This is a genomic window from Clostridium neuense (assembly GCF_045310695.1).
In the GTDB taxonomy this organism is placed as follows: domain Bacteria; phylum Bacillota; class Clostridia; order Clostridiales; family Clostridiaceae; genus Clostridium_S; species Clostridium_S neuense.
On record NZ_JBJIAA010000005.1, the window covers coordinates 45446 to 70982 of the forward strand.

The 25537-nt window shown below is 31.1% G+C and carries 28 protein-coding genes; 25 read left to right on the forward strand and 3 right to left on the reverse strand.

Translation table 11 applies throughout. From position 1 onward, the window contains the following. The first annotated feature begins 255 nt into the window (after positions 1-255). The 11 genes from ACJDT4_RS06860 to ACJDT4_RS06910 all read left to right on the forward strand — a co-directional run bounded on the left by ACJDT4_RS06860 (position 256) and on the right by ACJDT4_RS06910 (position 8231). Positions 256-2265 carry an STM2767 family DEAD/DEAH box helicase gene (locus tag ACJDT4_RS06860; RefSeq protein ID WP_406786808.1) on the forward strand — a complete coding sequence of 670 codons (2010 nt, stop codon included), beginning with the start codon at positions 256-258 and terminating at the stop codon, positions 2263-2265. A gap of 4 nt (positions 2266-2269) precedes the next feature. Then, positions 2270-2917, forward strand: coding sequence for an STM2766 family helicase-associated protein (locus ACJDT4_RS06865; RefSeq protein ID WP_406786809.1), 648 nt, complete (start codon positions 2270-2272; stop codon positions 2915-2917). A gap of 684 nt (positions 2918-3601) precedes the next feature. Further along, positions 3602-3865 carry a hypothetical protein gene (locus tag ACJDT4_RS06870; protein ID WP_406786810.1) on the forward strand — a complete coding sequence of 88 codons (264 nt, stop codon included), beginning with the start codon at positions 3602-3604 and terminating at the stop codon, positions 3863-3865. 10 nt (positions 3866-3875) lie between these two features. Beyond that, positions 3876-4238: a hypothetical protein gene (locus ACJDT4_RS06875; protein WP_406786811.1), complete on the forward strand. Its 363-nt coding sequence runs from the start codon at positions 3876-3878 to the stop codon at positions 4236-4238. Next, complete coding sequence (locus tag ACJDT4_RS06880; RefSeq protein WP_406786812.1) at positions 4229-5659, forward strand: T7SS effector LXG polymorphic toxin; 1431 nt, start codon at positions 4229-4231, stop codon at positions 5657-5659. Before ACJDT4_RS06875 ends, ACJDT4_RS06880 begins: the two co-directional genes overlap by 10 nt. Positions 5660-5676: 17 nt before the next feature. Continuing rightward, positions 5677-6126, forward strand: coding sequence for a hypothetical protein (locus tag ACJDT4_RS06885; protein ID WP_406786813.1), 450 nt, complete (start codon positions 5677-5679; stop codon positions 6124-6126). Continuing rightward, positions 6123-6389 carry a DUF4176 domain-containing protein gene (locus ACJDT4_RS06890; RefSeq protein ID WP_406786814.1) on the forward strand — a complete coding sequence of 89 codons (267 nt, stop codon included), beginning with the start codon at positions 6123-6125 and terminating at the stop codon, positions 6387-6389. Before ACJDT4_RS06885 ends, ACJDT4_RS06890 begins: the two co-directional genes overlap by 4 nt. Before the next feature lie 159 nt (positions 6390-6548). After that, a complete protein-coding gene (locus ACJDT4_RS06895) occupies positions 6549-6776 on the forward strand; it encodes a hypothetical protein (protein ID WP_406786815.1) in 228 nt (75 codons plus the stop codon). A gap of 18 nt (positions 6777-6794) precedes the next feature. Then, positions 6795-7289, forward strand: coding sequence for a hypothetical protein (locus tag ACJDT4_RS06900; protein ID WP_406786816.1), 495 nt, complete (start codon positions 6795-6797; stop codon positions 7287-7289). 96 nt (positions 7290-7385) lie between these two features. After that, positions 7386-7781, forward strand: a complete 396-nt coding sequence (locus ACJDT4_RS06905) for a hypothetical protein (protein WP_406786817.1) — start codon at positions 7386-7388, stop codon at positions 7779-7781. Between the two features lie 24 nt (positions 7782-7805). Next, a complete protein-coding gene (locus ACJDT4_RS06910) occupies positions 7806-8231 on the forward strand; it encodes a hypothetical protein (protein WP_406786818.1) in 426 nt (141 codons plus the stop codon). A 296-nt stretch (positions 8232-8527) separates the two neighbouring features. Here the strand turns inward: ACJDT4_RS06910 and ACJDT4_RS06915 are convergent, their stop codons facing one another. Next, positions 8528-8944 carry a hypothetical protein gene (locus tag ACJDT4_RS06915; protein ID WP_406786819.1) on the reverse strand — a complete coding sequence of 139 codons (417 nt, stop codon included), beginning with the start codon at positions 8942-8944 and terminating at the stop codon, positions 8528-8530. Positions 8945-9487: 543 nt separating this feature from the next. Between ACJDT4_RS06915 and ACJDT4_RS06920 the strand changes: the two genes are divergently transcribed. From ACJDT4_RS06920 to ACJDT4_RS06930, 3 genes are all read left to right on the forward strand, one after another. Beyond that, positions 9488-10777 (forward strand): hypothetical protein, encoded by a 1290-nt coding sequence (locus ACJDT4_RS06920; RefSeq protein ID WP_406786820.1) that lies wholly within the window; start codon positions 9488-9490, stop codon positions 10775-10777. A gap of 48 nt (positions 10778-10825) precedes the next feature. Further along, the gene (locus ACJDT4_RS06925) at positions 10826-11068 is read left to right on the forward strand and encodes a hypothetical protein (protein ID WP_406786821.1); all 243 of its coding nucleotides are present in this window, start codon (positions 10826-10828) and stop codon (positions 11066-11068) included. A 77-nt stretch (positions 11069-11145) separates the two neighbouring features. After that, positions 11146-11526, forward strand: coding sequence for a hypothetical protein (locus tag ACJDT4_RS06930; RefSeq protein ID WP_406786822.1), 381 nt, complete (start codon positions 11146-11148; stop codon positions 11524-11526). A gap of 87 nt (positions 11527-11613) precedes the next feature. Here the strand turns inward: ACJDT4_RS06930 and ACJDT4_RS06935 are convergent, their stop codons facing one another. After that, positions 11614-12489, reverse strand: coding sequence for an SDR family oxidoreductase (locus ACJDT4_RS06935; protein ID WP_406786823.1), 876 nt, complete (start codon positions 12487-12489; stop codon positions 11614-11616). Between the two features lie 110 nt (positions 12490-12599). On the opposite strand from ACJDT4_RS06935, the gene ACJDT4_RS06940 reads away from it, so the two are divergent. The 7 genes from ACJDT4_RS06940 to ACJDT4_RS06970 all read left to right on the forward strand — a co-directional run bounded on the left by ACJDT4_RS06940 (position 12600) and on the right by ACJDT4_RS06970 (position 19505). Continuing rightward, the gene (locus ACJDT4_RS06940; RefSeq protein WP_406786824.1) at positions 12600-12896 is read left to right on the forward strand and encodes a hypothetical protein; all 297 of its coding nucleotides are present in this window, start codon (positions 12600-12602) and stop codon (positions 12894-12896) included. A 278-nt stretch (positions 12897-13174) separates the two neighbouring features. Next, on the forward strand, positions 13175-14431 hold the full coding sequence (locus tag ACJDT4_RS06945; protein ID WP_406786825.1) for an FG-GAP repeat domain-containing protein: 1257 nt from the start codon (positions 13175-13177) through the stop codon (positions 14429-14431). 260 nt (positions 14432-14691) lie between these two features. Further along, a complete protein-coding gene (locus ACJDT4_RS06950; RefSeq protein WP_406786826.1) occupies positions 14692-15624 on the forward strand; it encodes an ABC transporter ATP-binding protein in 933 nt (310 codons plus the stop codon). A gap of 13 nt (positions 15625-15637) precedes the next feature. Next, complete coding sequence (locus tag ACJDT4_RS06955; RefSeq protein WP_406786827.1) at positions 15638-16693, forward strand: ABC transporter permease; 1056 nt, start codon at positions 15638-15640, stop codon at positions 16691-16693. Beyond that, positions 16690-17781 carry an ABC transporter permease gene (locus ACJDT4_RS06960; protein WP_406786828.1) on the forward strand — a complete coding sequence of 364 codons (1092 nt, stop codon included), beginning with the start codon at positions 16690-16692 and terminating at the stop codon, positions 17779-17781. Before ACJDT4_RS06955 ends, ACJDT4_RS06960 begins: the two co-directional genes overlap by 4 nt. Before the next feature lie 13 nt (positions 17782-17794). Continuing rightward, positions 17795-18901: a sensor histidine kinase gene (locus ACJDT4_RS06965; RefSeq protein ID WP_406786829.1), complete on the forward strand. Its 1107-nt coding sequence runs from the start codon at positions 17795-17797 to the stop codon at positions 18899-18901. Next, entirely contained in the window at positions 18882-19505 is a 624-nt protein-coding gene (locus ACJDT4_RS06970; RefSeq protein WP_406786830.1) for a response regulator transcription factor, read from the forward strand. The genes ACJDT4_RS06965 and ACJDT4_RS06970 overlap by 20 nt, the downstream gene beginning before the upstream one ends. Before the next feature lie 81 nt (positions 19506-19586). Here the strand turns inward: ACJDT4_RS06970 and ftsX are convergent, their stop codons facing one another. Then, entirely contained in the window at positions 19587-20492 is a 906-nt protein-coding gene (gene ftsX, locus ACJDT4_RS06975) for a permease-like cell division protein FtsX (RefSeq protein ID WP_406786831.1), read from the reverse strand. Positions 20493-20707: 215 nt separating this feature from the next. Between ftsX and ACJDT4_RS06980 the strand changes: the two genes are divergently transcribed. From ACJDT4_RS06980 to ACJDT4_RS06995, 4 genes are all read left to right on the forward strand, one after another. After that, a complete protein-coding gene (locus ACJDT4_RS06980) occupies positions 20708-21640 on the forward strand; it encodes an ABC transporter ATP-binding protein (protein ID WP_406786832.1) in 933 nt (310 codons plus the stop codon). A gap of 12 nt (positions 21641-21652) precedes the next feature. Continuing rightward, positions 21653-22789: an ABC transporter permease gene (locus ACJDT4_RS06985; protein ID WP_406786833.1), complete on the forward strand. Its 1137-nt coding sequence runs from the start codon at positions 21653-21655 to the stop codon at positions 22787-22789. Then, complete coding sequence (locus ACJDT4_RS06990) at positions 22786-23901, forward strand: ABC transporter permease (RefSeq protein ID WP_406786834.1); 1116 nt, start codon at positions 22786-22788, stop codon at positions 23899-23901. The genes ACJDT4_RS06985 and ACJDT4_RS06990 overlap by 4 nt, the downstream gene beginning before the upstream one ends. Positions 23902-24043: 142 nt before the next feature. Next, complete coding sequence (locus ACJDT4_RS06995; RefSeq protein ID WP_406786835.1) at positions 24044-25210, forward strand: ABC transporter permease; 1167 nt, start codon at positions 24044-24046, stop codon at positions 25208-25210. Positions 25211-25537: the final 327 nt, after the last annotated feature.

The window sequence follows — 25537 nt, forward strand, 5'->3', positions numbered from 1 at the left end:
AGATTAAAGTAGTATAGAAATGATATGCCAAGTACTTGAAATAGATTTAAAAATACGACATATGATTGAGAAAAATAAATATTAAATGGTATTAGGATTTTTAATAAGGTGCTTTTATTAGAGATTTGTAAAAAAATTTATGGTAAAATTAAGAAGAGATGATGGAATTACATTATTATTATACATAAAGGTTGTTAATTAAAATATGTAATATTTAATTAGAATTTTAAAATTGAGTAAGAAGGAGAATTGTATATGTCAGATAGTTTATTTTATTGTGATATAGAAAATGATAGTAAAATATCAGGATTTATTTCAGCATTTGAGGAATACTCTCAAAAGGAATCAAAACAAGCATATATAATAAAAAAAGCATTAGGAACAACTAATGACAATGATTATGATTACGATGATGAAGCTATTATTTTGGTTCCAAAGCATAAAATTATTGTAATGAATTATGGCATAAGTGATAGTAAAAATTTTGAGCATTTTTTGGAAGATTTCACGGAGGATTTAGGATATCTATCTGATAAGTTTAGTTACAAGAAAATATTGGGACGACCAAGAGAATGGCAAAAATTAATTACAAGTGAAGACTTTCATGAGGATATGATTGACGATATTTCAGGTTTCTTAGAAGATAAGTCAGTAAAATCTGATGATGAAAGAAAGATAGATCTTCTTATATCTTTATTAATAGGAAGTATAAATGACATAGAAAAATTAGGATTAGAAAATCCTGAAACCTTATTGGACAAAGTAAAAAAGAAAATTATACTATTTGATGGTATGCAAAGTAGATTTATTTATGAAAAAGTTGATAAACCACAAGTAGTAATACAGGGTTTAGCAGGCACTGGAAAAACAGAATTGTTATTACATAAATTACGTGAAACATATATTGAAAATAAAAATAGTAGAATTGTATTTACTTGTTTTAATAAAGTTTTAGCAGATGATATGAAAAATAGAATTCCTAGATTTTTTAATTTTATGAAGGTTGAGGAGCAGATTGAATGGGATAGTCGCCTTTGGGTTTTTTCAAGTTGGGGGTCACAGAGTGTACCAAATTCAGGACTATACAGTTATATATGTTCAAAGTATGGTTTGCAATTCAAAAGATTTTCTTATATTAATACTTTTGACAAGGTATGTGAGGATGCTTGTGAGCAACTTAAGTTGATAGAAAACCTTGAACCTTGTTTTGATTATATTTTTATTGATGAAAGTCAAGATTTCTCACAGAGTTTTTTTGATTTATGTAGCTTAGTAACAAAAGTAAGAATTTATATTGCAGGAGATATATTTCAAAATATTTTTGATATGAATATTGAAAATTCTGTAGAATGTGATTATTTACTTAATAAATGTTATCGTACAGATCCTAAAACTTTAATGTTTGCTCATTCCATAGGTATGGGATTGTATGAAAAACCTGTAATACGTTGGTTGGAAGATAGAGAATGGGAATCTTGTGGGTACGAATACGAAAGAAAGAATGGAAAATTTATACTTAGCAGAACACCAATTAGACGGTTTGAGGATGTTGAATCCATAAATAGTATACAACTTAGAGGTTGTTCCATTGATTATTTTACGGAAGAAATTTTAACATGCATTGATGAAATAAGACAAAATAATTCTACTGTTTCACCTGATGATATTGCGGTGGTTTTTGTAGGTAATACAAAAAATAATTATGAAATAGCAGACAGTTTGATGGTTGAAATAGATAAAAAATATAATTGGGAAATTAATAAGGGCTATATAACAAAGACTAAAGTAAAAGATCAATTATTTGTAAGTAATACTAATAATATAAAAGGTTTAGAATTTCCATTTGTAATTTGTGTAGAAACAAGTAAAATAACAGATCGTATACATCAAAGAAATTCTATATATATGATTCTAACTCGTTCATTTTTAACGTCATATTTTATTGTGAATAGTGATAATACTGAATTTATAGAAATATATAAAAATGCAATTGATAATATTAATAAAGATGGCTTTATGAAGTTAAGGGAACCAGATAAGAAAGAAAAAGAGGAGCAGGAAGAAAAAATTAAAATTATGGCTCAAGCTAAAAAGAAATCTGTTGAGGATATAATAAATCAAGTATGTAAAGAAGATTATCCCAAATTATCACGTAAATATGTAATAATGCTGTATAACACTATACCAACTATTATTGAAAATGAATCTGAAGAAGAGGTTATGACTAAAACAAGAGGAATGATAAAAGTTATTTTGGGGGATTAATACTATGAAATCATATCAATTCAAAGTGAATGAGTATTTGATCGGTGGTAGTACAGCTATTAGAGAAAAAGTTGATGTTATAAAACTGTTGATAGGCACTATTAAATATATTAGCTCGGTAACACTAGATGATTTACACTCTAGGCTTGAAAATGATATTACAGTAATTATATATGTAAATAAAATGAGCAGAATATTTTATTGTCAGAATGAAAAAATGCATACAGTTCAATTTCCGTTTTCAATTTTAGAGGAAGATAAAAAATTAAAAGTATATTACGATAAATATGAATTAGACAGTAAAATTACTACAATTCTAGCTGATATATTTAATCATCAAATTGAATTTAATGAATCCTTAGAATCTATGGCAGAAGTATATTATAATACTATGAAAGAATATGAAGCTGAAAGTGGAATTTATAACGAATTGTGTTGGGAAATACTTTTGTATTTATTATCATTTGAACCCGGATATTTAAGGTATGATTATGATTTAGAAAGACAAGATCCAATAGTACATCCATTAAATCATCTGGATGTTTATTATTCAGGTAAAAATACATTTAAAATAGGGTTGGATAAAAAAATTAATAAAGACGATTTAATTGATATATTAGATATTAATACTAATTGCAAATTTTTAAAGTGAAAATTAAGTATAAGACCAATTATATAGGCATATTAAAGCTATAAAAATACACCTATTTATACACCTAATACAATTGAGAATAATATAATTGTATAGTATATAATATAATAAAAAAGTCTATGAACATAGATAAAATATAACACAATATAACCATAAATTACTACATAAAATCTATATACACGGATTCGTAATCAGTTGGCCGTAGGTTCAAATCCTATCTGGAGCACCAATTTAAAATTAGTAATACCAAGGCTCTTGGAGCTTTGGTATTTTTTATATGTAATAAAATACAGCTAGTTTGACAGAATAATGGCTCTCTCTGCTTATATATTTATTTAATGAAATTCAACATTAATGTAAAGTTTAATATTATTAAAATATACTTGAAAAATTTAATGGGAAATAATATAATTATAGGAATAAAATATACAAGAAAAGAATTTCAGTTAATAAATAATATTGCTAAATAGTATATATGTTAATTTATATGAATGTATTAGATTAAAGTAGATGTAAGGGGTTTGTATAACATTGGAATAAAAATTAGTTCCCTCATAATTTAATTAACAAGTCCAGTTGATTCTGAATCTATTCCTTTTAGTGCGAGGAACAACATGAGGATGTACAGAGTTTATTAGATGATGACCCATTTTATAAATTTAGAGTATAAGAGAGGAGGAAGTTATGGCTAGAATTAGTTCAGATATTGGAGCTGCCGAAGTGGCAACTTCACCCGCTAAAAATGTTAACATAAGTAGAAAAACAACCGTACATTTTAGTCAAAGTAACATCTCTGGAATGAAAGCTGGAGAGAATGTTGCAAATCAAATGTTGAATGATTTAGACAAGCTGATAAAATGTGTAAAGACACAAGCTGGAAAGTTTACACAGCTTGCTTCCATCAAGCAGGAAATGGACGCAGCAGATCAAAGTCTATTCAAAAAGTGAGGAGTGATAAATGGTGAAAGATAAAAGTGCTGAGGAGCGCTATGACTATAATCAAAAAATTCTCCAAACAGAGCGAGAGATGGAGGAGCTTAAAGATCAAAAACGCCAAATCCAAGTTCTGTTAGATAACTTTGAAACAACCACTTCACGAGAGTTTCAGAAGCTTTTGGAAATTGATGATGATATGATGAAGCGTGGGAGTTTTTCAGCCCAATGGGATTTTGAAGAAAGCCAAGGAAAAGCGCAGTATATCAAGAACTTGATAGCACAACAACAAGATGATTTTACCTATTCTTTTTCACAAGAAAGTAAGCAGTTAGAAGAAAAGCGAGAAATACTTCAAAAAGAAAGGGATGGACTACCGTGGGATTAATTTATTCAAGTTCAGATTCTGAAAATTTAATTAATGGTTTAAGCGCGAACGTTGGCACGGCAAAAGCAGCGCTAGAGGATTTGGTCAGTGCAAGTCAGAGTCTAACAAGTTCTATTGGTTCAGGTAAAGCCTTAGATGGTTCTGCGTTTAATGCAGGAAAAGATTTATTTTCGGCGTTGATTATTCCAACGATTCATCGAGCTTCCGCTGTATTTGATGACACGAAAAAGCATCTTAGTCAGTACGAGAGTGCAAATGAAGAAGTGAGTGGCGAGGGTGTGCTGGATGAAGACAAGCTCAATGCGAAGAAGCGTTCAACACAAGCAATTAAAGCAGAAACAGATAACACAGCTAGCACTTTGAGGGCAATGGCTTCAGCAGCTGATGCGGCGTCTTTGTTCTCTGTTGCATCATCGCTTAACGAAGCCGCCCAGTCTCTTGAAAATTATTCTGAAAGCCTCCAACAAGATTTGGATAAAATTGAGGATAAATTGAGAAAACTTTACAAATTTAATTCGGCAGTGAATGGGCTATTTAATGATGATTTGAATAATTTTAAGCTTGTTGTGCAGACTGTAGCAGTACTGAATGAGACAGTTGTCAATGTAAAAACTGGGAGCTATACATTGCCAGAGGGTTCAGTGTCAATTTTAGGTGATGGCGTTGTAGCAATTGGTGAAGACCCTTCAAAACACACTGAAACATATATCGATTTGAAGGAAGAAATTTTAGATAGCAACCTACCATTTTTAGAAAAGTATAAGTTGATAGGCGAGATAACTGTTGCTAATTGGTTAGACGATACAACCCCGTTATCCGATTATACAATAGCTGGACATAAAATTCCTGTAGTTCCTTCAACCTCTGATGTAATAGCTGGCTGTTTAGAGAAGGTAGACAGTGATTTAAGGAAACTAGAAGATAATCCAATAGTGAAAGATATATATGCATATTCATTAAGTGGTTTGGGTCTTTCGGGATTAGGCACAGTTGTTGGAAATTCAGATAGAATAGCAAAAAAAACATGGGGTCATGTTAATAAAGAGGGAGTTATTACGGATTTATCTCCTAAAGGTTCATTGGAAGAAATTCACCCATATGAGAAATCTGCTAAAGTAACTGGAAATATGGCAAAAGGTTTAACTTTAGGTTCACTTGGACTTGATGTGGCAAACACTTGGACAGTAGATAGTGGCAATACAAACGAGAAAAGACTTGAAAAAACAGCTATACAAGTAGGTGGAGGATTAATATGCTATGGAACTGGTAAAGCAACTAGTGCAATGGCAGTATCAGGTTTTGCAAATCCAGAATTTGGGGGATGGGCTTTAATTCCATTAGCTGTAGGTATTGATACCGGAGTTTCTGCCGGAGTCGCTTGGGGTGAAGATTGGCTCTATAAAAAATGGGATATAAAATAATTCGTGGTGGTGATATTTTGAAAAAATACAGATTAGGTTATCAACCATATCTAGCAATTATAATTACTTTCCTAATAGTTATGTTTATTTTCAAATTGGGTGTGTTTGGATTTGTAGCATATATATTGTGTACTCCATTAATTATATTTCAACTTTTTAATCTAATCGATATAAGATTCTTTATTTATATAGGAATTGATGATAATGGGATTGTTAGTAAAACATTAAAAATTGACAACTATATAGAATGGAACAACATACAAGGCATTTATTCATATGATGCGGGTACTTTTGTATATAAGTATTCTATAATAATAACAGATACTTCTAAATCAATTAAAATATCTAATTGGACAAAAAACTCCAAAGAACTTATTAAACTAGTAGTAGCCGAATGTAAGAAAAGAGACATCAGTATCGACCCTAAGATTGAAAAAATAATAGAATATGATGTGACTAATGTATGAACAAATATTTACCAATAGGTTCAGTGGTTTTATTAAAAGAAAGTAACAAAAGATTAATGATATATGGAGTTAAACAGATTGCTGCAGAAACTAAAAAAGAATACGATTATATTGCCTGTCTTTTTCCAGAGGGAAATATTGACGCAGAGCATACATACTTATTTAACCATGACCAAATTGATAGGATATTCTTTATTGGTATGCAGGATGAAGAACAAATGGAGTTTAATAAATTTGTTTTAGATGAAAATACAAGTAAATAGTTAGTAATACTTATATAAAACTAATTTAGAAACAAAAAGAACTCTCAACGGGGTTCTTTTTTATGTAACAACATCTGCTTTAACAGCTGCATTGGATAAACGCATAGGTTTTGATATTGAAGCAGTTGTAGGTAAAGTAAATCTAAAGGATTTTATTGTTTGGGTAGCGTAACTTCAGTTGAGCGAGGAAATGTCCGTGTATTTCGTGTTGAAGGTAAAATTAACGAGAGAATAGTTATTGGAGATAATGGAGAAGTAGCTATTATAGGAAAGAACAAAACACTATTTTTAAATTTTGGGCAAATAGGTAGGGCTAATGATTTTTTAGCTAAAAGATTAGGACAAGGAATGAAAGATTCATCGATAAAATCTACCAGGGTGCAATAGAGGGAGGAGAATAGAATAATGAATAATGACGAGATTTACCGTTTGATTAATGGAGATAATTTGGATGATAATACAAATAGTAATATGTTAACTGTATTTGTAGTAAAATGTGATGGAAATTCATTTGAAGTTTTATCAAAATGTAAGGAAGTTTTAAAAATAGTTTTAGAACATAATGAAAACTTAGAACTTCCACTTGATGAATGGAGAAAATTACTTCCTAAGTGGTTTGTTAAAAAATGTAGCAAAGAACGTACTAAGGAAGAGATAGATAAATATTCAAAATTACCAATTGAAGAAAGAAAGAAAATTACTGAAGGAAAGGGCTGGGTTTTAAGCAACTGGCTTTATTGGTTCGAACCTGACCAAAGAGAATGGTACTGGTGGAGTTCTAAAATAGTTGATAACAATACAATAAAACTTGTAGTTGCAATTGAAGGGTGGCCTTTTCCGTGGGGGGCTCTGGAATGGTTATGTATAGCATGTGGAGCAATAGATATTGAAGAGCAATAATTTAAAACATATAAACTAAGTAGTAAACATACTCTAAAAAGTTTCTTTTGGTGTCTGTCTTAAGCTAATAACAAAACTTCAATGGATGTTAAAATAGTGTCTGTTAAAGTTTTGCTTTTTAAATACACAAAAAATAAGCAAGCAGGAAATATACCAAAAGGAGTAAGAGATGTTGATGTAGATATACCTGGAGTTTTAAATCCTGGAAAAGGAACAGGAATTCTAACAGTAGGGTTAACTGGAGCATCTGTTATTGGCGATATTAAAAATAATAAAACGATAGCACAAAAGGCTGAAGCTTCTGGCATTGATATTAGTATGACGGGTGCATCTTATGTTGGTGGTGATGTTCTTGCTGGAGTCGCTGACACGGTATGTACAGCGGTTGCAGCGCCTGAGGTTGCTACAGTTGTAGTAGGTACTGTTGTTGTCGTTGGAGTTGGAGCAAATTGGGCTACAAATAAAATAAAGAGGTTATTACACGTTTGGTAGTAATGTATATGAGGAGAAAAGCTAATGAAATATAAACATGAAAAAGAAATAATAAGAAATATAGCAATGTTAGCCTTACCCATTGTACTAATTTTGGGCAAGTTAGGTAAAGTGAAAATTGAAATAATGATAGCTTATGTATGTTCTCTATTTCTTATATCTTTTGGTATCTATTGTATTTATAAGGGACTAAAATTAGGTGGAGCATTTTTTTTCTCTTTAGCAATTGGAACTATTTTAGTTATTCTTAGCTATCATTATGACAGTTATGTTTTGGCTGTACCGATACCAGGGAGTTGGGGCCTAGGGTGTGTATTTAGCTATAAATTGGTTTGTATGACAGGTGATAAAGAGAAAATAAAAAGAATAAAAAAGGGAGCTATAATAGTCATAGCTCTTTGTTCAATGATTCAAGTATTAATGATAGCACTTTTGTTCATAAAGAACTAATATTAATAGTAGGAGTGATTTTTAATTAGTATTAACATATGTATAGAGAAAATTCAATAAAATATAAACATGAAAAAGAAATAAGGGATATAGCCATGTTAGCTTTACCTGTTGTATTGATTTTGGGCAAGTTTGGTAAGGTGAAAGTCACAGTAATGATAGCTTGTGTATCAGCTATTGGATGCATTCTTATTTAAAACTTGAAATTCATATGCACCCAAATGTCCAGAGAACGTTATTTTGGTACAAATAAATTTCAAGTTTCAAGGTAGTTTATCTATAGCTAAGCTTTTAATTTATAATCTTCTCCTAACAACCATTCCAGGGCATAAGAATAGCTTTTGATCGCCATGAAAATAATATAGGTTTTCGCCATGTTTAGTTGTACAAGCTATTTTTCCTATATGCCATTCATTTTCATAAAATAACTCTAAGATGTTACCATAATTTAATGGGTGGCTATTAGTAGTATTATTATATTCTATATAGAATTTCCCTGTTAGAGTATTCTTTTTCAATATACCATCTTTAGGTGTGGCATTTAAATATTCTAATATTATTTCTGTATCCTCTAATTTTTTAATTATTTTTTGCAATATGTAAGAAGCCTCTTCATCTTCGAAATCACTAATTTCAGTAGTATCAAGTAACTTTTCTAATTTAGTCTTGGTGTCTTCCATAATATCTAATGTCTTTAAATAATTAATATTCATTTTTAAGACCTCCCTAACTATACTTATAAAACAAGGTCTAAAACTAATTAGCTCACAGTTCAAACTATTCATTTTGCTGAGAGACGCTCAAAGTCATTAAATATTAAGACTATATGTTAAAAATTATTATCTTATAGCTAGAATACGAATATTATTACTTGCACAAAACTTTTTTGTTTTTTAATTGAGATTTACAAACCTGACAACGTTTACTTTAAAGCTCATGTAGCTACTTTATCATATGATTTTGGTTATCATCTCTCCTAGGCTGTGTTTGTTTTATAGGCAAAGCTTTATTCTTTCTTTTAAGTGTAGAACTTAAATTATATACTTAGTATATTACATTATTTTTTGAAAGACAATTCTTTTTATTCAATAATCTTACAACCATGCTAATATTAAAAATATATTACTTTGATGCCATAAGTCCATACAAAAATTAGAAAAAAATATGGAACCTCAGGAGAAGCAATTGGTATAATTAAAAATGCTAGGGGCTATATTTTATTGTTCAATTAAGCAAAAGAGAAAGGGGTTTAAAAAATGATGAATTACAGATCTATGTCTTTTCATCAAGCACATCCAAATATTGAATTAGTAAAATTGGGAGCAAAGCTTGGCTTCAATGACATATGTTTTCAAACTGAAGGAGGTACTTTAAAACCGCTAAAAGAACTAAGGGAAAGAGCTAATGAAAAAGGATATTTTAAGCTGGCAAAAGAACTTGGAATGACCATAAGTGTGTGGGTGCATGAACTTGAGGATTACGATAAGAGTTGGGGAACTGTGACTTTAGAAAATAAGCTTGTTTGGGATAAACTTGCTGAACGCTATAATTACATATTAACATCATTACTTCCAGAGATAGATTATCTTGTTTTAACTGCGGTAGAAACAGAAATAAAGCTTACAGATGCTTCAATGTTGGAAAAGCTAGTGGCTACCATACTTAAAGTGTGTAGAAAAAATAACAAAAAGCTTATTTTACGTTCTTTTGTATGGCATCCTTCTGAACTTTATAACTTTCAAAAGGCCATAAAGAATATTCCTGATGATGTAATAATTATGACAAAAAATGTACCTCAGGACTGGCACTTGCGCTCAATTGATGAGCCTCTTATTGGAAAGGTTGGAGGTAAAAATCAATATGTAGAACTAGATATTGCAGGGGAATATTTTAGAATGGATCATGTGGCAAATTGTTTTACAGATATATTGTATAGACAATATAATTCATGGAGGGAAAAGGGGTGTGATGGTATTTCTGTAAGAGTAGATAGGGGTTGGCAGCCAGAGGTTTATCAAAATGTAGTGTTAAATGAGGCTCAGGAGGTAAATCTTTGGTTTCTCGGATATATTTCTACAGATCGTGATCCAGATAAGGCTTGGTGGGATTATGCTTGCAATACCTTCGGGAAAAAATGTGCAGCTGTAATGATAGAAGCATTAAAGACTACAGGAGAAGTAATTGCAGAAGGTCTTTGTGTTGAGCGGGAAACCTTTGGAGATACAAGAGATAAGGTGCCAGCAATTAATGTTATGCAGGAATATAAAGGTAGCGATAATCCAAGGTATGTTTTTGATGTCAAAGAAGGAGGAACGGCAAGGGCTTATGATGATAATGAGGATAAAGTTTGGAGGAATCCTTTTTATTATAATTGGTCTTTGTTTAGATGGGATGAAAGCTTTATTAATGTTTATAGAAAGCTTAGACGTGGTGAACCAGAGAGCATTAGAAGAAAAGAAGAAAGTTATAAAGAAGCACTTTTAAAAGCAAATAAAAGCCTTGAACTTATAGCTTCAGTAAAAGAAAATTTACCACAGGGTGCATAGGAATTTTTTAATTTTAAGCTGGAGGAAAATAAATATCACTTAATTGTTATGTGTGAGCTTGAACTTGCTTGGCTTAAATGTGAGAGAAGACTATATACAAATTCTAAAGAAGAAAGACAAAAGCTTCTTCCAGAGATTAAAATTCATATAGATAATTTGAAAAAATTGAATGATAGAAAAGGAGAAAGGCTTCACTGCTGCTGGATGGGGAAGGAATACCATTTAAGTAGAGGAGAATACATTGATATATTAGAGTTTATAAAAATGTTTTTAAATTACTGGCAGCTTTAAATTTGTTGAATAACTTCTTTATCATAAGCAAAAACTTATATAAAAACTATAGTTATATAAGGCGGTGATAAAGAATTATGGAAATAAGAGAAGGACTCATGATTCCACTTGGATATGGAAAATTTGCAAGATCAGATAAAATTATAACCTTGGAGCGTATTGAAGACGAAAGAGGTCCGGGAAGAAGAACACTTGTATATGTTGAAGATGTTAGATCTCCTATAATAGCTTCAAGATCGGAAAATTCAATTTTAGCAAACATGGTAGAGGTACCAAGGGAAAAGCTAGAGGCTACAGCTGCTTTAGAATTATTATATGATATTAGTGATGATATACAGCAGATTGGGCCAATGCTTAGAAAGAGTATTAAAAAAGAAGCTGGCTTTGATTTAGAAAAAACTGAAAAGCGTATTAGTGAGATTCTTCAGCATGAGATTGATGCTGGAGAGTACATTTAAGAAAATGGGCTATATTTTAAGTAAACTGGAAAACCAGCAGTTATTTAAAATATAGCCTTTATTAAAAAGTACAATAGTAAATTAAATTTAGCCTCCTATAAAATCCCCGCCATTTACATGTATTATTTCCCCTGTAACGTAAGAAGCATCAGGAGAGGCAAGAAATACATAAGCTGGTGCAAGTTCAACAGGCTGGGCTGGTCTTCCCATAGCAGAATCTGAACCGAACTTTCCAACAACTTGAGGGCTGAAGGAAGCTGGAATAAGTGGAGTCCATACAGGTCCTGGAGCAACGGCATTTACCCTTATCTGTCTAGTGAGAAGAGATTGTGAAAGTGAGCGAGTAAAAGCAACAACGGCACCTTTGGTTGATGAATAGTCTATTAAGGTTTGGTTTCCCTTGTAGGCTGTGATAGATGCAGTGTTTATTATAGCTGCTCCTGGTTTTAAGTGAGCAAGTGCTGCTCTTGTCATATAGAACATGCTGAAGATGTTTGTTCTAAAGGTCTTTTCAAGCTGCTCATTTGTTATGTCCTCAAGACTGTTTTGAGAAAATTGAACAGCGGCATTGTTCACTAATATGTCTATTTTCTTTAAATCATTTATAGTAGTTTGAACTGCAGTTTTGCAAAAATTATCATCGGCAACATCTCCGGGAATAAGTACACATCTTCTCTTATGCTGTTCTATGATTTTTTTTGTTTCCTCAGCATCTTCCTTTTCATCGAAGTAAACTATTGCTACATCTGCACCTTCTTTAGCAAAGGCTATAGCAGTAGCTTTGCCTATTCCACTATCTCCTCCAGTAATTAATGCAACTTTATCCTTCAGTTTTTCGGAACCATTATAAGCTGGATCTTCAAAAATCGGTCTTGGATTCATTTGAGCTTCTATTCCAGGCTGCTTGTTTTGATGCTGTTCTGGAACTGACTTTGGAAAATTTAAATAAAATTGATCATTCATATTTTAATGCCTCCAAATATATTAGATTTATTAATAGTATTGGCATTCATAAAAATATAATTCTAAAGTTTTTAATTTTGCTATAATAGTAAGTATATGAAGGTGATATTATGGGATTTTTTAAGGGAGAAAAGATTTATAGAGTCGAAGTTACAAAAGAATGTCCTGTAATGGGTATTAATAAGTTGTATGTTAGCGGAAGTTATTTACCGTCAGTTGAATCATTAAAAAAAGGTAAATTTGGATTTATTCCAGTAGGAATTAAGGGATGGGTAATTAAGCAATATGGAAAAGAATATTTTTTGCCAGATAAAGGACAAGAAGGATTAGATTTATTTATGCCTGCTTTACAGGAAGATACATTGATTTCCTATAATAAGGTGAAGGAATACTGTAAGAAAATATAATAAAATGAATAGATACTACAAATTTTGCAGAAACGAGAATGTAGGATAGCAGTTAATTTAAAATGGCTGCTAATTTTTTTGCTTTTATTATTAATTTTTATATGATTTTAAAAGTAAATTGACAAAAAATTCAATAAAATATGAAAATTCAAGCTAAAGGCTAAATATATGAATATAGTGGTCTTAAATACTCAAAAAGTATAATTTACTAGTATATGTAAATAGTATACAATAGACATGTAAATATATTAAATTACATTTTTGGGGGAGGTATTGATATGGATAAGGTCTTTAAAGGAAGTATCTTGAAGGTAGTTTCGGCTATGGCCGTAATTATCGGGGTGTTTTTTCTTAGCAATAAGCCCGCCTATGCAAGTACTATGCATTACGTGTCAAATAATGGATGGTGGGCTAGTGATTCTGGTTCCTTTGATGCAAGCAAAGTAACAGGAAGAGTTGTCTCTGGGCATTTTCAAGGAAAGGACAAGCCAGAAGGTATAGCAACTTTTTATGATTGCGGCAATAGTACAACAAAACTTATCGTTTGGAATTCTAACGGAAGTTCTTTTACGCACGTCGACAGCTTTGATTGGACATCAGGGAGTGGTTCCTTTGATTCTAATAAAATTACTGGAAGAGTTGTTGCAGGTGACTTTAATGGTGATGGTTATGATGATATAGCTGCATTTTATGATTATGGAAACGGTACAACTAGAATGTTTGTATGGCTTTCTAATGGAAGTTCCTTTACACATGTTGATAGCTTCGATTGGATATCAGGAAGTGGTTCCTTTGATGCCAATAAAATTACAGGAAGAGTTGTAGCAGGTGATTTTACAGGAGATGGACGTGATGATGTAGCTGTATTCTACGATTGTGGAAATACATCAACTAAATTAATGGTTTTTCAATCTACAGGAAGTTCTTTTACACACAATAGCAATTTTGATTGGGTAACAGGAAACAGTTATGATGCTAATAAGCTCACAGGAAGAGTTGTAGCAGGATATTTTCAAGGTAAAGATAAGCCAGAAGGAATAGCAGCTTTCTATGATTATGGTGGTGCTACATCAAGTATACACACATGGCTTTCAAGTGGAAGCTCCTTTTCCTATGCTTCTAATAGTGGATGGTGGAAGAGTGATGCAGGTTCTTTTGATGCTAACAAAATTACAGGAAGAGTTGTAGCAGGTGACTTTACTGGGACTGGTAGAGATGACATATCAGTATTTTATGATTTAGGCAGCAGCACTACAAGAGAATATATGTTTCAATCTACAGGAAGTTCCTTCTCACACAACGACAGTTTTGATTGGCTAACGGGAAATAGTTATAATGCAAATAACCTCACAGGAAGAGTTGTAGCAGGACTTTTTCAAGGTCCTAATAATCCAGCAGGAATAGCAGGTTTCTATGATTATGGCGGTGCTACAACTAAAATACATGTGTGGCTATCTGATGCAGTTCCAACTCCATCAGGAACAAAAGGACAAGCTATTGTAGACTATGCAAAGCAATTTTTGAATGTACCTTAGATAGTTACCATATAAGTAAATTGGCTACTCAGAGAAGGCTTGTATATTGAATATAGAATATTATAAAGTTTAGTTAGCTGAAATAGTTTATTTTTATTAAGAGCATCGGCTTTATATGCATTATTTCTTTATTTTAAATAATGCATGAAGCTGATGCTCTTAAATTATTTCATTTAAAATAATTTTTCTAATGTATGATTTTTTAATACTGTTTGATAAAATAGAGTTATCAATGCAAAACTTTAAGGATGGGATACAGCATGCTATTAGAAATAAAAAACTTGGTAAAACGCTATGATGAGTTTTTAGCAGTTGATAATGTCAGCTTTAGTGTAAAAGAAGGAGAAATACTAGGACTTTTGGGACCCAATGGAGCAGGAAAGACTACCATTATAAATTGCTTAATTGGTCTTAAAAGCATAGATTCAGGAGACATTAAGGTATTTGGAAAGGAGCTAAAAACAAACGAGCTTGATATAAAAAAGCATATTGGTATAGTTACGCAAAATATATCCATATATTATGATTTAAATGCTTATGATAATGTAATGTATTTTGGGGGAATATATGGACTTAGAGGAAAATATCTAAGAGAGTGTGTAGAGGAAGCCTTAAATTTTTGTGGGCTTTGGGAGGAAAGAAAAAAGTCACCAAAAGCTTTTTCAGGTGGAATGCTTAGAAGGCTTAATATTGCTTGTGGAATTGTACATAAGCCCAAGCTTATAATTATGGATGAACCAACAGCAGGAATAGATCCACAATCTAGAAGCCATATTATACAAGGGATTGAGGAGCTTAACAGGAAAGGAACCTCTGTCATATATACCTCTCATTATATGGAGGAAGTGGAGAGGCTATGTAACCACATAATAATACTGGATCATGGCAGAATAATTGCAAGAGGAACTAAGGATGAGCTAAAAAGCATGATATCAACAGAAGAAAAAGTAAGGATAAAGGTTTCAAGTTTAAATTACACAATTGTAGATAAAATAAAACAAATATATGGTGTGAAGGAATGCAGTATAAATGAAGAATATATTTATATAATTTCTAAGAAGGATAGCAAAAATCTTGGAAAAATAATAGACATGCTTGTGACCGATGGAATTGAAATTATGGACATAGATATAGATAAGCCTAATATTGAAACTGTATTTTTGACACTTACGGGAAGAACACTTAGAAACTAGAGGAGGAAAAAATGTGAGAATTCTGCATATAGCCTATTATGTCTTCAAAAAGGAATTTAAAAGTTGTGTTCCACAAATGATATTTCTTCCTTTAATTTTAATACTTATTTTAGGAAATTCATTAAATATTATGCATGAAGGTAACATTAAGTTTAATGAATGTGTAGTAGTTTACTCAAGTAGTGACAAGGAGTTTCAAGCAATAGATGGTTTTTTAAAGAAAAACGGAGACTTTAGTAAAGAAATAAAACTTGTTAGAGTAAAGCAAAGGAAAGAAGCTGTGGAGGGCTTAAAAGAAGGACAATATAATGGTTTTATTGAAATTAAAAATAAAGGCAACATAAAATTATATATTGATTCTGAGAAAAATGCTGATGAGTCTTTAATTACAACCTTCATAAATGCTTATAATTTCTCGGGAAATACAATTATTAATGATAATAGTATAAAAAGTGTTAAAATAACTTCAAATAAAAGGATAAACTCAGCCATAAATTATTACTCTGTAACCATGTTAATAATGATTATTTTATATTCAGCAGAGTACGGCATAGGGCTTATAAGTGAAGAAGAGGAGATTATAAATAGGACTGCAGGGCTTCCTGTTAAAAGAGAGAAAATTATTATTGGAAAAATGCTTGGAGTAATTATGATGATGTTTTTAGTAGTTGTTATTATAATTGCAATTTCTAGGGTGTTTTACAAGGCCTATTGGGGAGAAAATTATGTTTCGCTGATGTTCCCAATAATTTTATTTTCATTTTTGGCTGTGAATTTTGGTATGGCAACTTGTCTCATAGTTAGAGATGGAGCAACAGCTTCATATATCATACAGACCTTCGCCATAATCTTTACGCTTTTGGGAGGAGGATATATTCCAACAAGCTTTTTTAGCCAAGGTTTAAGGAAAATGAGTATATTTTCGCCAAGCTATGCAGAGCAGAATATAGTATTTAAAATAATTTATGGATATGGACAAAATATAGGCTTATTTTATCTAGAGCTTATAGCATTAGCTACGCTGCTATTTGGAATTTCAATGCTTTTAACTAGGAGGCGCACAAGATGACAGTGTTTATATTTAATATAAAGAGAATTTTAAATAGAAAAAGAGAAATTTTAACCATGTATATAGCGCCCATTATAATATCACTTTTAGTAACACAAATTAGCTTTGATTCTCGCCAATTTAAGGTGGCAGTTGTAAATTATGATAATACTCCTTTAACTGATGTTATGATAAAAAGCTTAAGTAGTTCTTATGAAATTGAATATATACATAAAAATGAAATCAATGATAAAATTTTAAGTAAGGAAATAGAATATGCTTTTGTTATACATAAAGGCTTTACAAAGGAAATAATTCATGGAAATGTACCTAAGGTAGAGGCTTTTTACGATAAAGAAGACAGTTCCTCAAAGCTAATAAATTTAAATATATCATCATTTATACATATGGCTAATACTGCAGCAGTAAAAGCTAAGAAAAATTCTAGTGTATTTTATAAAAATATCAATAAGCTTATGGAAAAGAAAAATTTGAAGGTTTTGCAGCTGGAATCAAATAAAAAGAGAGACATATATCTAGCACTTAAGTTTTTAGTTGTTTTTATGATATATAATGCGTTTAGTATGACAAGAAAAGTTATGGGGGACAAGGAGGAGAAGCTTAGATTTTTTGCCGCTCCGATAACGGTAAAAAGTTATATGCTTCAGAATATATTTACATTATTTATATTAGAGATTTCTCAAGTAATTGTAAATTTTGCTGTGCTTATCCTTCAATATAAATCACTTATGCTGAACTATGTTTTTGAATTACTTTTATTGTACAGTGTATTTTCCATTACAGCTGTGGCCTTAGCATTATTTTTTAATTATATAAGTAAGATTTTTTTTAAGGCTAATATTATTGAATTTGTAGTTATTGTCCCACTTGTTATGCTTGGAGGCTGTTTCTGGGATGTTTCTGTCACTCCTAAAGTATTCCAGTACATTGCTCAATTTATTCCTACAACTTGGATTGTAAAGGCTACTAAGAATGTATTAGAACAAAAAAGTTATACTGAAATTGTAGCTGATTTATCTGTACTTTTGTTGTTTTCCTTGGTATTTTTGCTGCTTGGCGTAATTACTAAAAAGGACATAGTAAATTGATAAAGGAGATATTATGAATAAGATATTTTCTTATGCTATAAAAGTATTATTTTTTATATATGTTTTAATTGAACTTGGGATTAAGAATGTTCAAGGTTACCATATTGTTGTATGGATTTTGTTTACTGCGGCTGTTTGCATTTTAAAGGAAAGATTTTATACATCTAAATATACTGATATATTTGAATTTGTCGTTATTTCTTTAGCAGCCTATGTAAATGTTAAATTTGTGTTTTTATATGCTATAGTTTTCTTTGATCTTATATATGATGAGTTTTATTTAGGGATTATCCTCTTGGCTTGGGGAACGGTACACTTTTTAAAGCTTGAGGATTTTAATATATTTATTTTCTATGCACTGGTTGGAATATTAGCCTATGTATCCAGGAAAATGAAGCTTAAGACAGAAATTTATAAAAAAACTTTGGATAGTGAAAGAAGACTTAGGTATGAACTTGAAAGTGCCAAGGTTAAGCTTTTAGGTTCTGCTAAAGAAACTGCACACATAGCTGAAGTTAAGGAAAGAAACAGGATTGCGAGAAACATACACGACAACATAGGCCACAGCATTGCCGGAATATATATGCAGCTTCAAGTGGTAGATAAGCTTTATGATAAGGATGAAGCTAAGGCTAAAGAAATGTTAAAGAGAAGTGTAGCTGGTCTTGCAAACTCTTTAAATGTGCTTAGAGACACTGTACATAATATAAAACCGAAAGAGGATTTAGGAATAGAGTACATAGCAAATATAATTAACGAATTTAAGTTTTGTGAAGTTGAATTTGATTACAGTGGAAATGTTAACTTAATTTTACCAGAGCAGCTAGAGCTTATAGCAGTTAATATTAAAGAAGCTCTTACAAATGCGTCAAAGTATTCTGATGCATCGAAGATTAAAATATCTATAGATATAACTGATAATTACACAAGAGTATATATCAAGGATAATGGGGCTGGCAGTGACAAATTTAAAGAAGGACTTGGTATAAGCGGAATGAGGGAAAGAGTGAAAAACTTTGGAGGAAGTCTAAATGTAAGCGGAGAAGATGGATTTTTAATAGTTTTTATAATTCCACATGATATAAAAGGGGGTAAAATTTTTGAAAGTACTAATAGTTGATGATGACGCTTTAATAAGAGAGAGTTTAAGCATACTGCTTGGGTTAGATGATGAAATAGAAATAGTGGGGACGGCTTCCAATGGACAGGAGGCTTTCGACAACTGCCAGAAGCTTGGTCCAGATATTGTACTTATGGATGTAAGGATGCCGGTTATGGATGGTGTTTTAGGGACAAAACTTATAAAATCAAGCTTTAAGGATATAAAGGTGGTTATATTAACAACCTTCAAAGATGATGAGTATATAAAAGAAGCAATTAAAAATGGTGCTGAGGGGTATATACTAAAAAATCAGTCCTCAGACAGTATAGTGGACAGCCTTAAAGCGGTTGTAAAAGGCAATATGGTTCTTGAAAAAAATGTTGCAGAAACTTTGTCTTCTCTAATCAAAAATGAAAATAAAAAAGATATTAGTAAATACAATTTAACTGATAGAGAAATAGGCATATTAAAGCTTATAGGGGAAGGTCTTTCAAACAAGGAAATATCAGCGGAAATCCATTTGGGAGAGGGAACTATAAGAAATTATGTTACTAATTTACTTGAAAAACTTGAGCTTAGGGATAGAACCCAGCTTGCTATATTTTATTTGAAGAATTTTTAGTGAATAAGTATAAAGAGTACGAACTATACACAACGAGAGGGTTTAGTTCGCACTTTTTATAATTACAGTAGTTAAATTAATTTATTGTACCTTTAAAAATTTTTGTATAGAAGAATAGCTTATCATTGCAGTTATAAATGTTCCAATAAGTATAAAGCTCCAGGACATAGCTGTGAGTATGAAAGATGGATTTACAAGACTTAGAAATGTTGATATTGAATAAGAAGTTACTTTTTTATATATAAAATTATATAAGAGATAAATTTCTAGTATTGCCATGGCTGACCCACAGAAACCAATTATCATTCCGTCAAAAATAAATGGACATGTAATAAACCAATCAGTTGCACCAATAGATTTCATTATTTTGATTTCTTCACGCCTTGAATATGCTGCAAGTTTTATTGTATTGCTAATTAGAATAATTGTTGTTATTGCAGATATAATAAAAATGGTTGTACCTATTTGTTGTGCTACTTTAGTGATCTTTGAAAGCTTCTTTATAATTTCTTCTCCACTATCAATTTCAGTTATACCCTGTATACCATTAAGTTCAGAAATTATGGCAGTTACATTATCTGGTGTATTTGCTTTAATTACATATGATGCTGGTAGTGTATTATTGTTTTTTACATAAGATAATAATAAAAATTTGGATTTATCGCCTAATTTCTTTTTTAAGTTTATTGCAGTTTGCTTTTTATCTTGGAAATAAATACTAGTTACACAGGGTATTGATTTTATCTTATTATATATTTTTTTCTGTTCTGCAATTTTTATATTATTATTCAAAAGCACCTGCATTTCCAGCTTTGGATTAGCATAAGCAATAATCTCTAGTTTTATATTTAATAGACATATTAAAAACAGGCCTAAAACAAATAATGTTACCATTACCGTGGCAATGGAGGCGATACTAATAACAGCATTTCTTTTAATACTTTTTAGCGCATCCTTAAATAATAAAGTTAGCGTATTAATTTTCATAATTGTTAATTCCTTTCAATTTGGCCTCCGAAATGTATAATTTTACATAATAATAAATTATATCACAATAATCCGTATAACTGTAAAACGTAATTTTAATAATATACTTTTATGACAAATGTCACATCACAAAGTGTTAAATCTCACTATTTCATAAAGCTAAAAATTAGTACTATAGATGCATAGAGATAAATGGAGATGCGGAGGTACTATGTATGATATTACAAATTAAGAACCTTAAAAAGAAGTATAAAGATTTTTTAGCAGTAGATAATTTGAATTTAAATATAGAAGAAGGAGAAATATATGGGCTTTTAGGACCAAATGGTGCAGGAAAATCCACAACAATAAACACTATAATAGGCTTGAACAAAATAGATGCAGGGCAGATACTTGTATTCGGTAAGGATTTAAAAACTAATGAAACGGAAATAAAGAAAAATATAGGAGTTGTACCACAGGATATTGCAGTGTTTGAAGACCTTTCAGCATATGAAAATGTACAGTTTTTTGGAAGACTAAGCGGACTTAGAGGAGCACTTCTTAAAGAGAGAATTAAAGAAGCACTTGATTTTACGGAGCTTTGGGATAGAAGAAAGGATAAGCCAGGACAGTATTCTGGAGGAATGCAGAGAAGGCTTAATATTGCATGTGCCATAGTGCATCATCCAAAGCTGATAATAATGGATGAACCAACGGTCGGAATAGATCCTCAGTCAAGAAATCATATACTTGAATCCGTTAAAAGGCTTAACGAGATGGGTTCAACAATAATATATACTTCACATTACATGGAGGAAATAGAAGTGCTATGCAGCAAAATAACAATAATTGATCATGGAAAAGAAATAGCAACTGGTACAAAGGAACAACTAAAGGAATTGATTTCACATGAAGAAAGAGTACAGCTTGAAGTATCCTATATTGATGATAATTTGATAAGTGCAATTAAATCCGTGCAAGGTGTTAAAAAGTGCCAGGTTACAAATAATGTTATAGAGATATCCTCAGAAAAAAACAGCGGAAATATAAGTGCTATTACAGCTAAAATTGCTGAATTCAAGAGTAAGTTAGTTTCAATAAACGTTGAAAAACCTACGCTTGAAGGTGTTTTTTTAACCTTAACTGGAAGAAAGCTTAGAGATTAAGGGGGAAAAGTAATGAATGCAATTTATATAGCTTTAAATGTAATTAAAATAAATTTAAGAGATAGAAAAGTTCTTTTAATGATGATGCTTTTGCCTATAGTTTTAATACTGATTCTTGGAAGTGCACTAAAAAATGCCAGTAACTTTTCGGTTGAGGATGCTGGTAAGACTGAAGTTTGCTATTTAAATAAAGATAGTGGAGAGGCTTCTAAAAGCTTTGATAATTTTCTAAAAAATAACGAAATAAAAAAACTGTTGAAAATCAAAAGCGTAAGTTCCTATGCTGATGGTAAAAAGCTTGTAGATGATGGTACAGTATCAGCAATGCTATATATAGATCATAGTTATACACATAATTTTACCAATGATAAAAAGAGCAAAATTCAAATTTACGAGAATGAAAAAAGTACGTTAAGAAATGAAATTGTAAAAAGCATAGTAGATAGCTATAATGACGCAGCTAATACCATTATGACGACTTCTAAAATAACAAGATCAAGAACAAATTATGTAGAAAGCAGCAATATATCTGAAAACTATATAAGCGTGGATGGAAAAAGTCCAAGAGCAATAGATTATTATTCTGTAACTATGCTTGTAATGATATTAATGTATGGTGCTAATTATGGAGCCTCAGAAATTCAGAATTTATTTTATGATCGAATTGGAAAAAGAATCAAGGGTACAGGCATAACAACCTTTCAACATTTAATTGGAGTTGTATTTGGTGCTATTTTTACACTGCTGCTTCAAGCCTTAGTTCTTGTATTATTTACAAAGTATGCATATGGTTCAAACTGGGGAAGTAATCCTCTAATTGTAGTGGGTGTAATGGGAGCAATGTCAATATTTACAACGTCAATGGGAATCTTATTTATGTCTTTTACAGGTGATGATAAGAAGGCTTCTGCACTTATAAGCATTGTAACGCCTATATTCACATTTGTATCTGGGGGATACTTTAAAGTTGGACTTTCGGATAGTCCAATTGTAAAATACGTTCCTAATCAGCTTGCACAATCTGCTTTATTTAATTCCATTTATGGAGGTTCAATAGCTGAGGCACAAAAATCCATATTAATAATTATTATAATGTCCATAGTAATCTTGATTGGAGCTTCAGTCTTTGCAAGGAGGAAATTAGTATGACCATATTTTTTAATAATTTGAAGAGGATATTTAGAAAGAAACTCAACTTAGTGGTTATGTTTGTACTACCTATAGGCTTTATTACATTGATGGGAGGTATTACAAACGGTGCAGCCCCAGGCATAAAAGTAGGTTTAGTTGATAATGATAATTCAAAGCTTACTGCAATTATAAAGAACAACCTTGAAAAAAATGGAGAAGAAATTAAAGTTATTTCAAGGAATCAAATTAAGGATAAAATTATAAATAAAGAAATTGATACAGCAGTCATTATTCCAAAAGGTTTTACAGAAGACATAATGAGCAATTCAGGCAGCTTAAAAATTGAGATGTATGGAATTAAGGGTATCACTAATGATTCCTCCTTAAAATACTACATTAACAGTTTTACTAATGCTGCAAAAAATATAGCAAAAGCAGTTAATGGAGACAGTGATAAGTTTTATGCTGGAATTAAGGAGTATCAAAAAGGAAGTTTCTCATCAGAGATTAGATATGCAAGTAATCAAAAGAATCAAGAGGAAGCATCCTCTAATTTTATTGGATATTTAATAATGAGCGTTGTATATTTAAGTACTATGGTAACTACTCTTATTCTTCAGGATAAAAAGGATGGAGTTTATAGAAGAATATTTGGTTTTGGAATAAAGTCCTTTAACTACATTGCACAGTGCATATTAAGCTTTGTTGTGGTAACCTTCATACAAATATCAGCAGTGTTACTTATAATGAAATATGCTATGAATATTTATTTAGGTTCATCAATTCTTAATTTGCTTATTGTACTATTTATATTTGGAATTTCGTGTGTTACGTTAGGCGTGGCCATTTGCAACAGATCAAAAACCTTAAAACAGGCAAGCTCTTTAGTAATGTTAATAAGTACACCAATCATAATGCTTGGGGGTTGCTTCTGGCCTAGCGAAATTATGCCACCGCTGCTTCAGAGAATAGGTGACTTTGTTCCAACAACCTGGGCAAAGGAAGCGGCAGGTAAGATTATAAGCGGAGGCTCAATTATGAGTGTGAGCAAGGAAATTGGCATTATAGCAATATTTATAGTTTTGTTTTTCGCTGTAGCAAGTGTAAAAAAAGTAGAAACAAATGCATAGGAGATAATTTGAAAAATCCTAATAAATCTTGGAATTTTAGATTTATTAGGATTTTTTTAAGTGGCAAATTTTTTATTTTCATAAGTATACTCGTAGTTGAACAATAATACATTTTAGTATGGGTTTAATTGGGGGTAATAAAATGAGATTAGCATTTAAAATTGCAGTTAGATTTTTAAAATACACTAAAGTTCAAACTATTATAATTTTTTTAGGCATTGCTGTAGGTGTGTCAATTCAGGTATTCATAGGAACACTAATTGAAGGAGTTCAAAATAACCTTATAAATAAAACTATAGGCAGCTCTTCTCAAATAACAATAGCTTCAAAAAATGATGATAAGGCAATAGCTTCATGGGAAAGTAAGGTTACAAAAATTAAAGAGCTTAAGAACGAGGTTAAAGGTATTTCAGCTGCTGCGGACTTTCCAGCTTTTGTTAAGATATACGGAAAGGAAAAAACTTATCCAATTTTATTGAGAGGTTTTAATTTTGAGGATGCAGATACAATCTATAAGATAAATAACAATATAATTTATGGAAAAGAGCCTGAGTTTGATAATGAGGTACTTATGGGAACTGATTTGCAAAAGGAGTCAGGAGCAAAGCTGGGAGATACAGTTACCATATTTACCCCTCAAGGAATTAAAAGAGATGTTATAATAACAGGTTTTTATGATTTAAAATCATCTAATATTAATAAATCCTGGATACTCACAACTATGAAGACAGTTCAGGATACCTTTAATTTTGGAGATAAGGCAACTTCAATAGAAATGCAGGTAAAGGATGTTTTTAATGTTGATGGCGTACTTACAGATATAAAAGATAAGTTAAAGGACAATAATCTCAAAATCACGAACTGGAAGGAAACAAATGCATCTTTATTAAGCGCACTTAGTGGACATACAGTATCTAGCGTAATGATTCAGGTATTTGTACTTATATCTGTAATTCTAGGGATAGCTAGTGTGCTTGCCATAACAGTACTTCAAAAATCAAAACAAATTGGAATACTTAAGGCAATGGGAATAAAGGATAGAATTTCAAGCTTAATATTTCTCGCTGAGGGTTTAATACTTGGTGTTATAGGAAGCATAATGGGTATTTTACTTGGACTAACCTGGATGTATTTTTTCACAAGGTTTGCCCGCAATCAAGATGGCACTCCAATAATATCACTATACGTAAATTATAAATTCATAATGTTTTCTGCTTTAATTGCTGTACTATCAGCATGCATAGCAGCCATAATACCGGCAAAAAATTCTTCTAGGTTAGACCCAGTAGATGTAATTAGAAATGGCTGATTACATAAGTTTCTTTGAAAATAGCAATACAGGGGTAATGTGTGCAACTAAATTTTAAATACTTGCATGGCAGTGGCACTTTATAGGCTAATATATTTAAATATTAGGTTAAAGCTTGTTTTTTTATGCTGTTTATGCAATTTATGAAAAAAATTATGCATACATATAACCAAAATGAATGATATTAATTTTGATTATGCAAAAACAACTCCGATTTCTACGAAAAAACCAGGAAAACTAGAGATTTTTTTGCGACAAATGACATACTTTTTTCGAAAAGTTTTAAAAATGACTAAAAATTATTCATTTTCTATTGTAATCAAATAT

Bases quoted from the DNA above. Each gene is read 5' to 3' on its own strand.
- ACJDT4_RS06860 (WP_406786808.1), top strand. From the start codon at position 256: ATGTCAGATAGTTTATTTTATTGTGATATAGAAAATGATAGTAAAATA.
- ACJDT4_RS06865 (WP_406786809.1), top strand. From the start codon at position 2,270: ATGAAATCATATCAATTCAAAGTGAATGAGTATTTGATCGGTGGTAGT.
- ACJDT4_RS06870 (WP_406786810.1), top strand. From the start codon at position 3,602: ATGGCTAGAATTAGTTCAGATATTGGAGCTGCCGAAGTGGCAACTTCA.
- ACJDT4_RS06875 (WP_406786811.1), top strand. From the start codon at position 3,876: ATGGTGAAAGATAAAAGTGCTGAGGAGCGCTATGACTATAATCAAAAA.
- ACJDT4_RS06890 (WP_406786814.1), top strand. From the start codon at position 6,123: ATGAACAAATATTTACCAATAGGTTCAGTGGTTTTATTAAAAGAAAGT.
- ACJDT4_RS06900 (WP_406786816.1), top strand. From the start codon at position 6,795: ATGAATAATGACGAGATTTACCGTTTGATTAATGGAGATAATTTGGAT.
- ACJDT4_RS06910 (WP_406786818.1), top strand. From the start codon at position 7,806: ATGAAATATAAACATGAAAAAGAAATAATAAGAAATATAGCAATGTTA.
- ACJDT4_RS06915 (WP_406786819.1), bottom strand. From the start codon at position 8,944: ATGAATATTAATTATTTAAAGACATTAGATATTATGGAAGACACCAAG.
- ACJDT4_RS06920 (WP_406786820.1), top strand. From the start codon at position 9,488: ATGATGAATTACAGATCTATGTCTTTTCATCAAGCACATCCAAATATT.
- ACJDT4_RS06925 (WP_406786821.1), top strand. From the start codon at position 10,826: ATGTGTGAGCTTGAACTTGCTTGGCTTAAATGTGAGAGAAGACTATAT.
- ACJDT4_RS06930 (WP_406786822.1), top strand. From the start codon at position 11,146: ATGGAAATAAGAGAAGGACTCATGATTCCACTTGGATATGGAAAATTT.
- ACJDT4_RS06935 (WP_406786823.1), bottom strand. From the start codon at position 12,489: ATGAATGATCAATTTTATTTAAATTTTCCAAAGTCAGTTCCAGAACAG.
- ACJDT4_RS06940 (WP_406786824.1), top strand. From the start codon at position 12,600: ATGGGATTTTTTAAGGGAGAAAAGATTTATAGAGTCGAAGTTACAAAA.
- ACJDT4_RS06945 (WP_406786825.1), top strand. From the start codon at position 13,175: ATGGATAAGGTCTTTAAAGGAAGTATCTTGAAGGTAGTTTCGGCTATG.
- ACJDT4_RS06950 (WP_406786826.1), top strand. From the start codon at position 14,692: ATGCTATTAGAAATAAAAAACTTGGTAAAACGCTATGATGAGTTTTTA.
- ACJDT4_RS06960 (WP_406786828.1), top strand. From the start codon at position 16,690: ATGACAGTGTTTATATTTAATATAAAGAGAATTTTAAATAGAAAAAGA.
- ACJDT4_RS06965 (WP_406786829.1), top strand. From the start codon at position 17,795: ATGAATAAGATATTTTCTTATGCTATAAAAGTATTATTTTTTATATAT.
- ftsX (WP_406786831.1), bottom strand. From the start codon at position 20,492: ATGAAAATTAATACGCTAACTTTATTATTTAAGGATGCGCTAAAAAGT.
- ACJDT4_RS06980 (WP_406786832.1), top strand. From the start codon at position 20,708: ATGATATTACAAATTAAGAACCTTAAAAAGAAGTATAAAGATTTTTTA.
- ACJDT4_RS06985 (WP_406786833.1), top strand. From the start codon at position 21,653: ATGAATGCAATTTATATAGCTTTAAATGTAATTAAAATAAATTTAAGA.
- ACJDT4_RS06990 (WP_406786834.1), top strand. From the start codon at position 22,786: ATGACCATATTTTTTAATAATTTGAAGAGGATATTTAGAAAGAAACTC.
- ACJDT4_RS06995 (WP_406786835.1), top strand. From the start codon at position 24,044: ATGAGATTAGCATTTAAAATTGCAGTTAGATTTTTAAAATACACTAAA.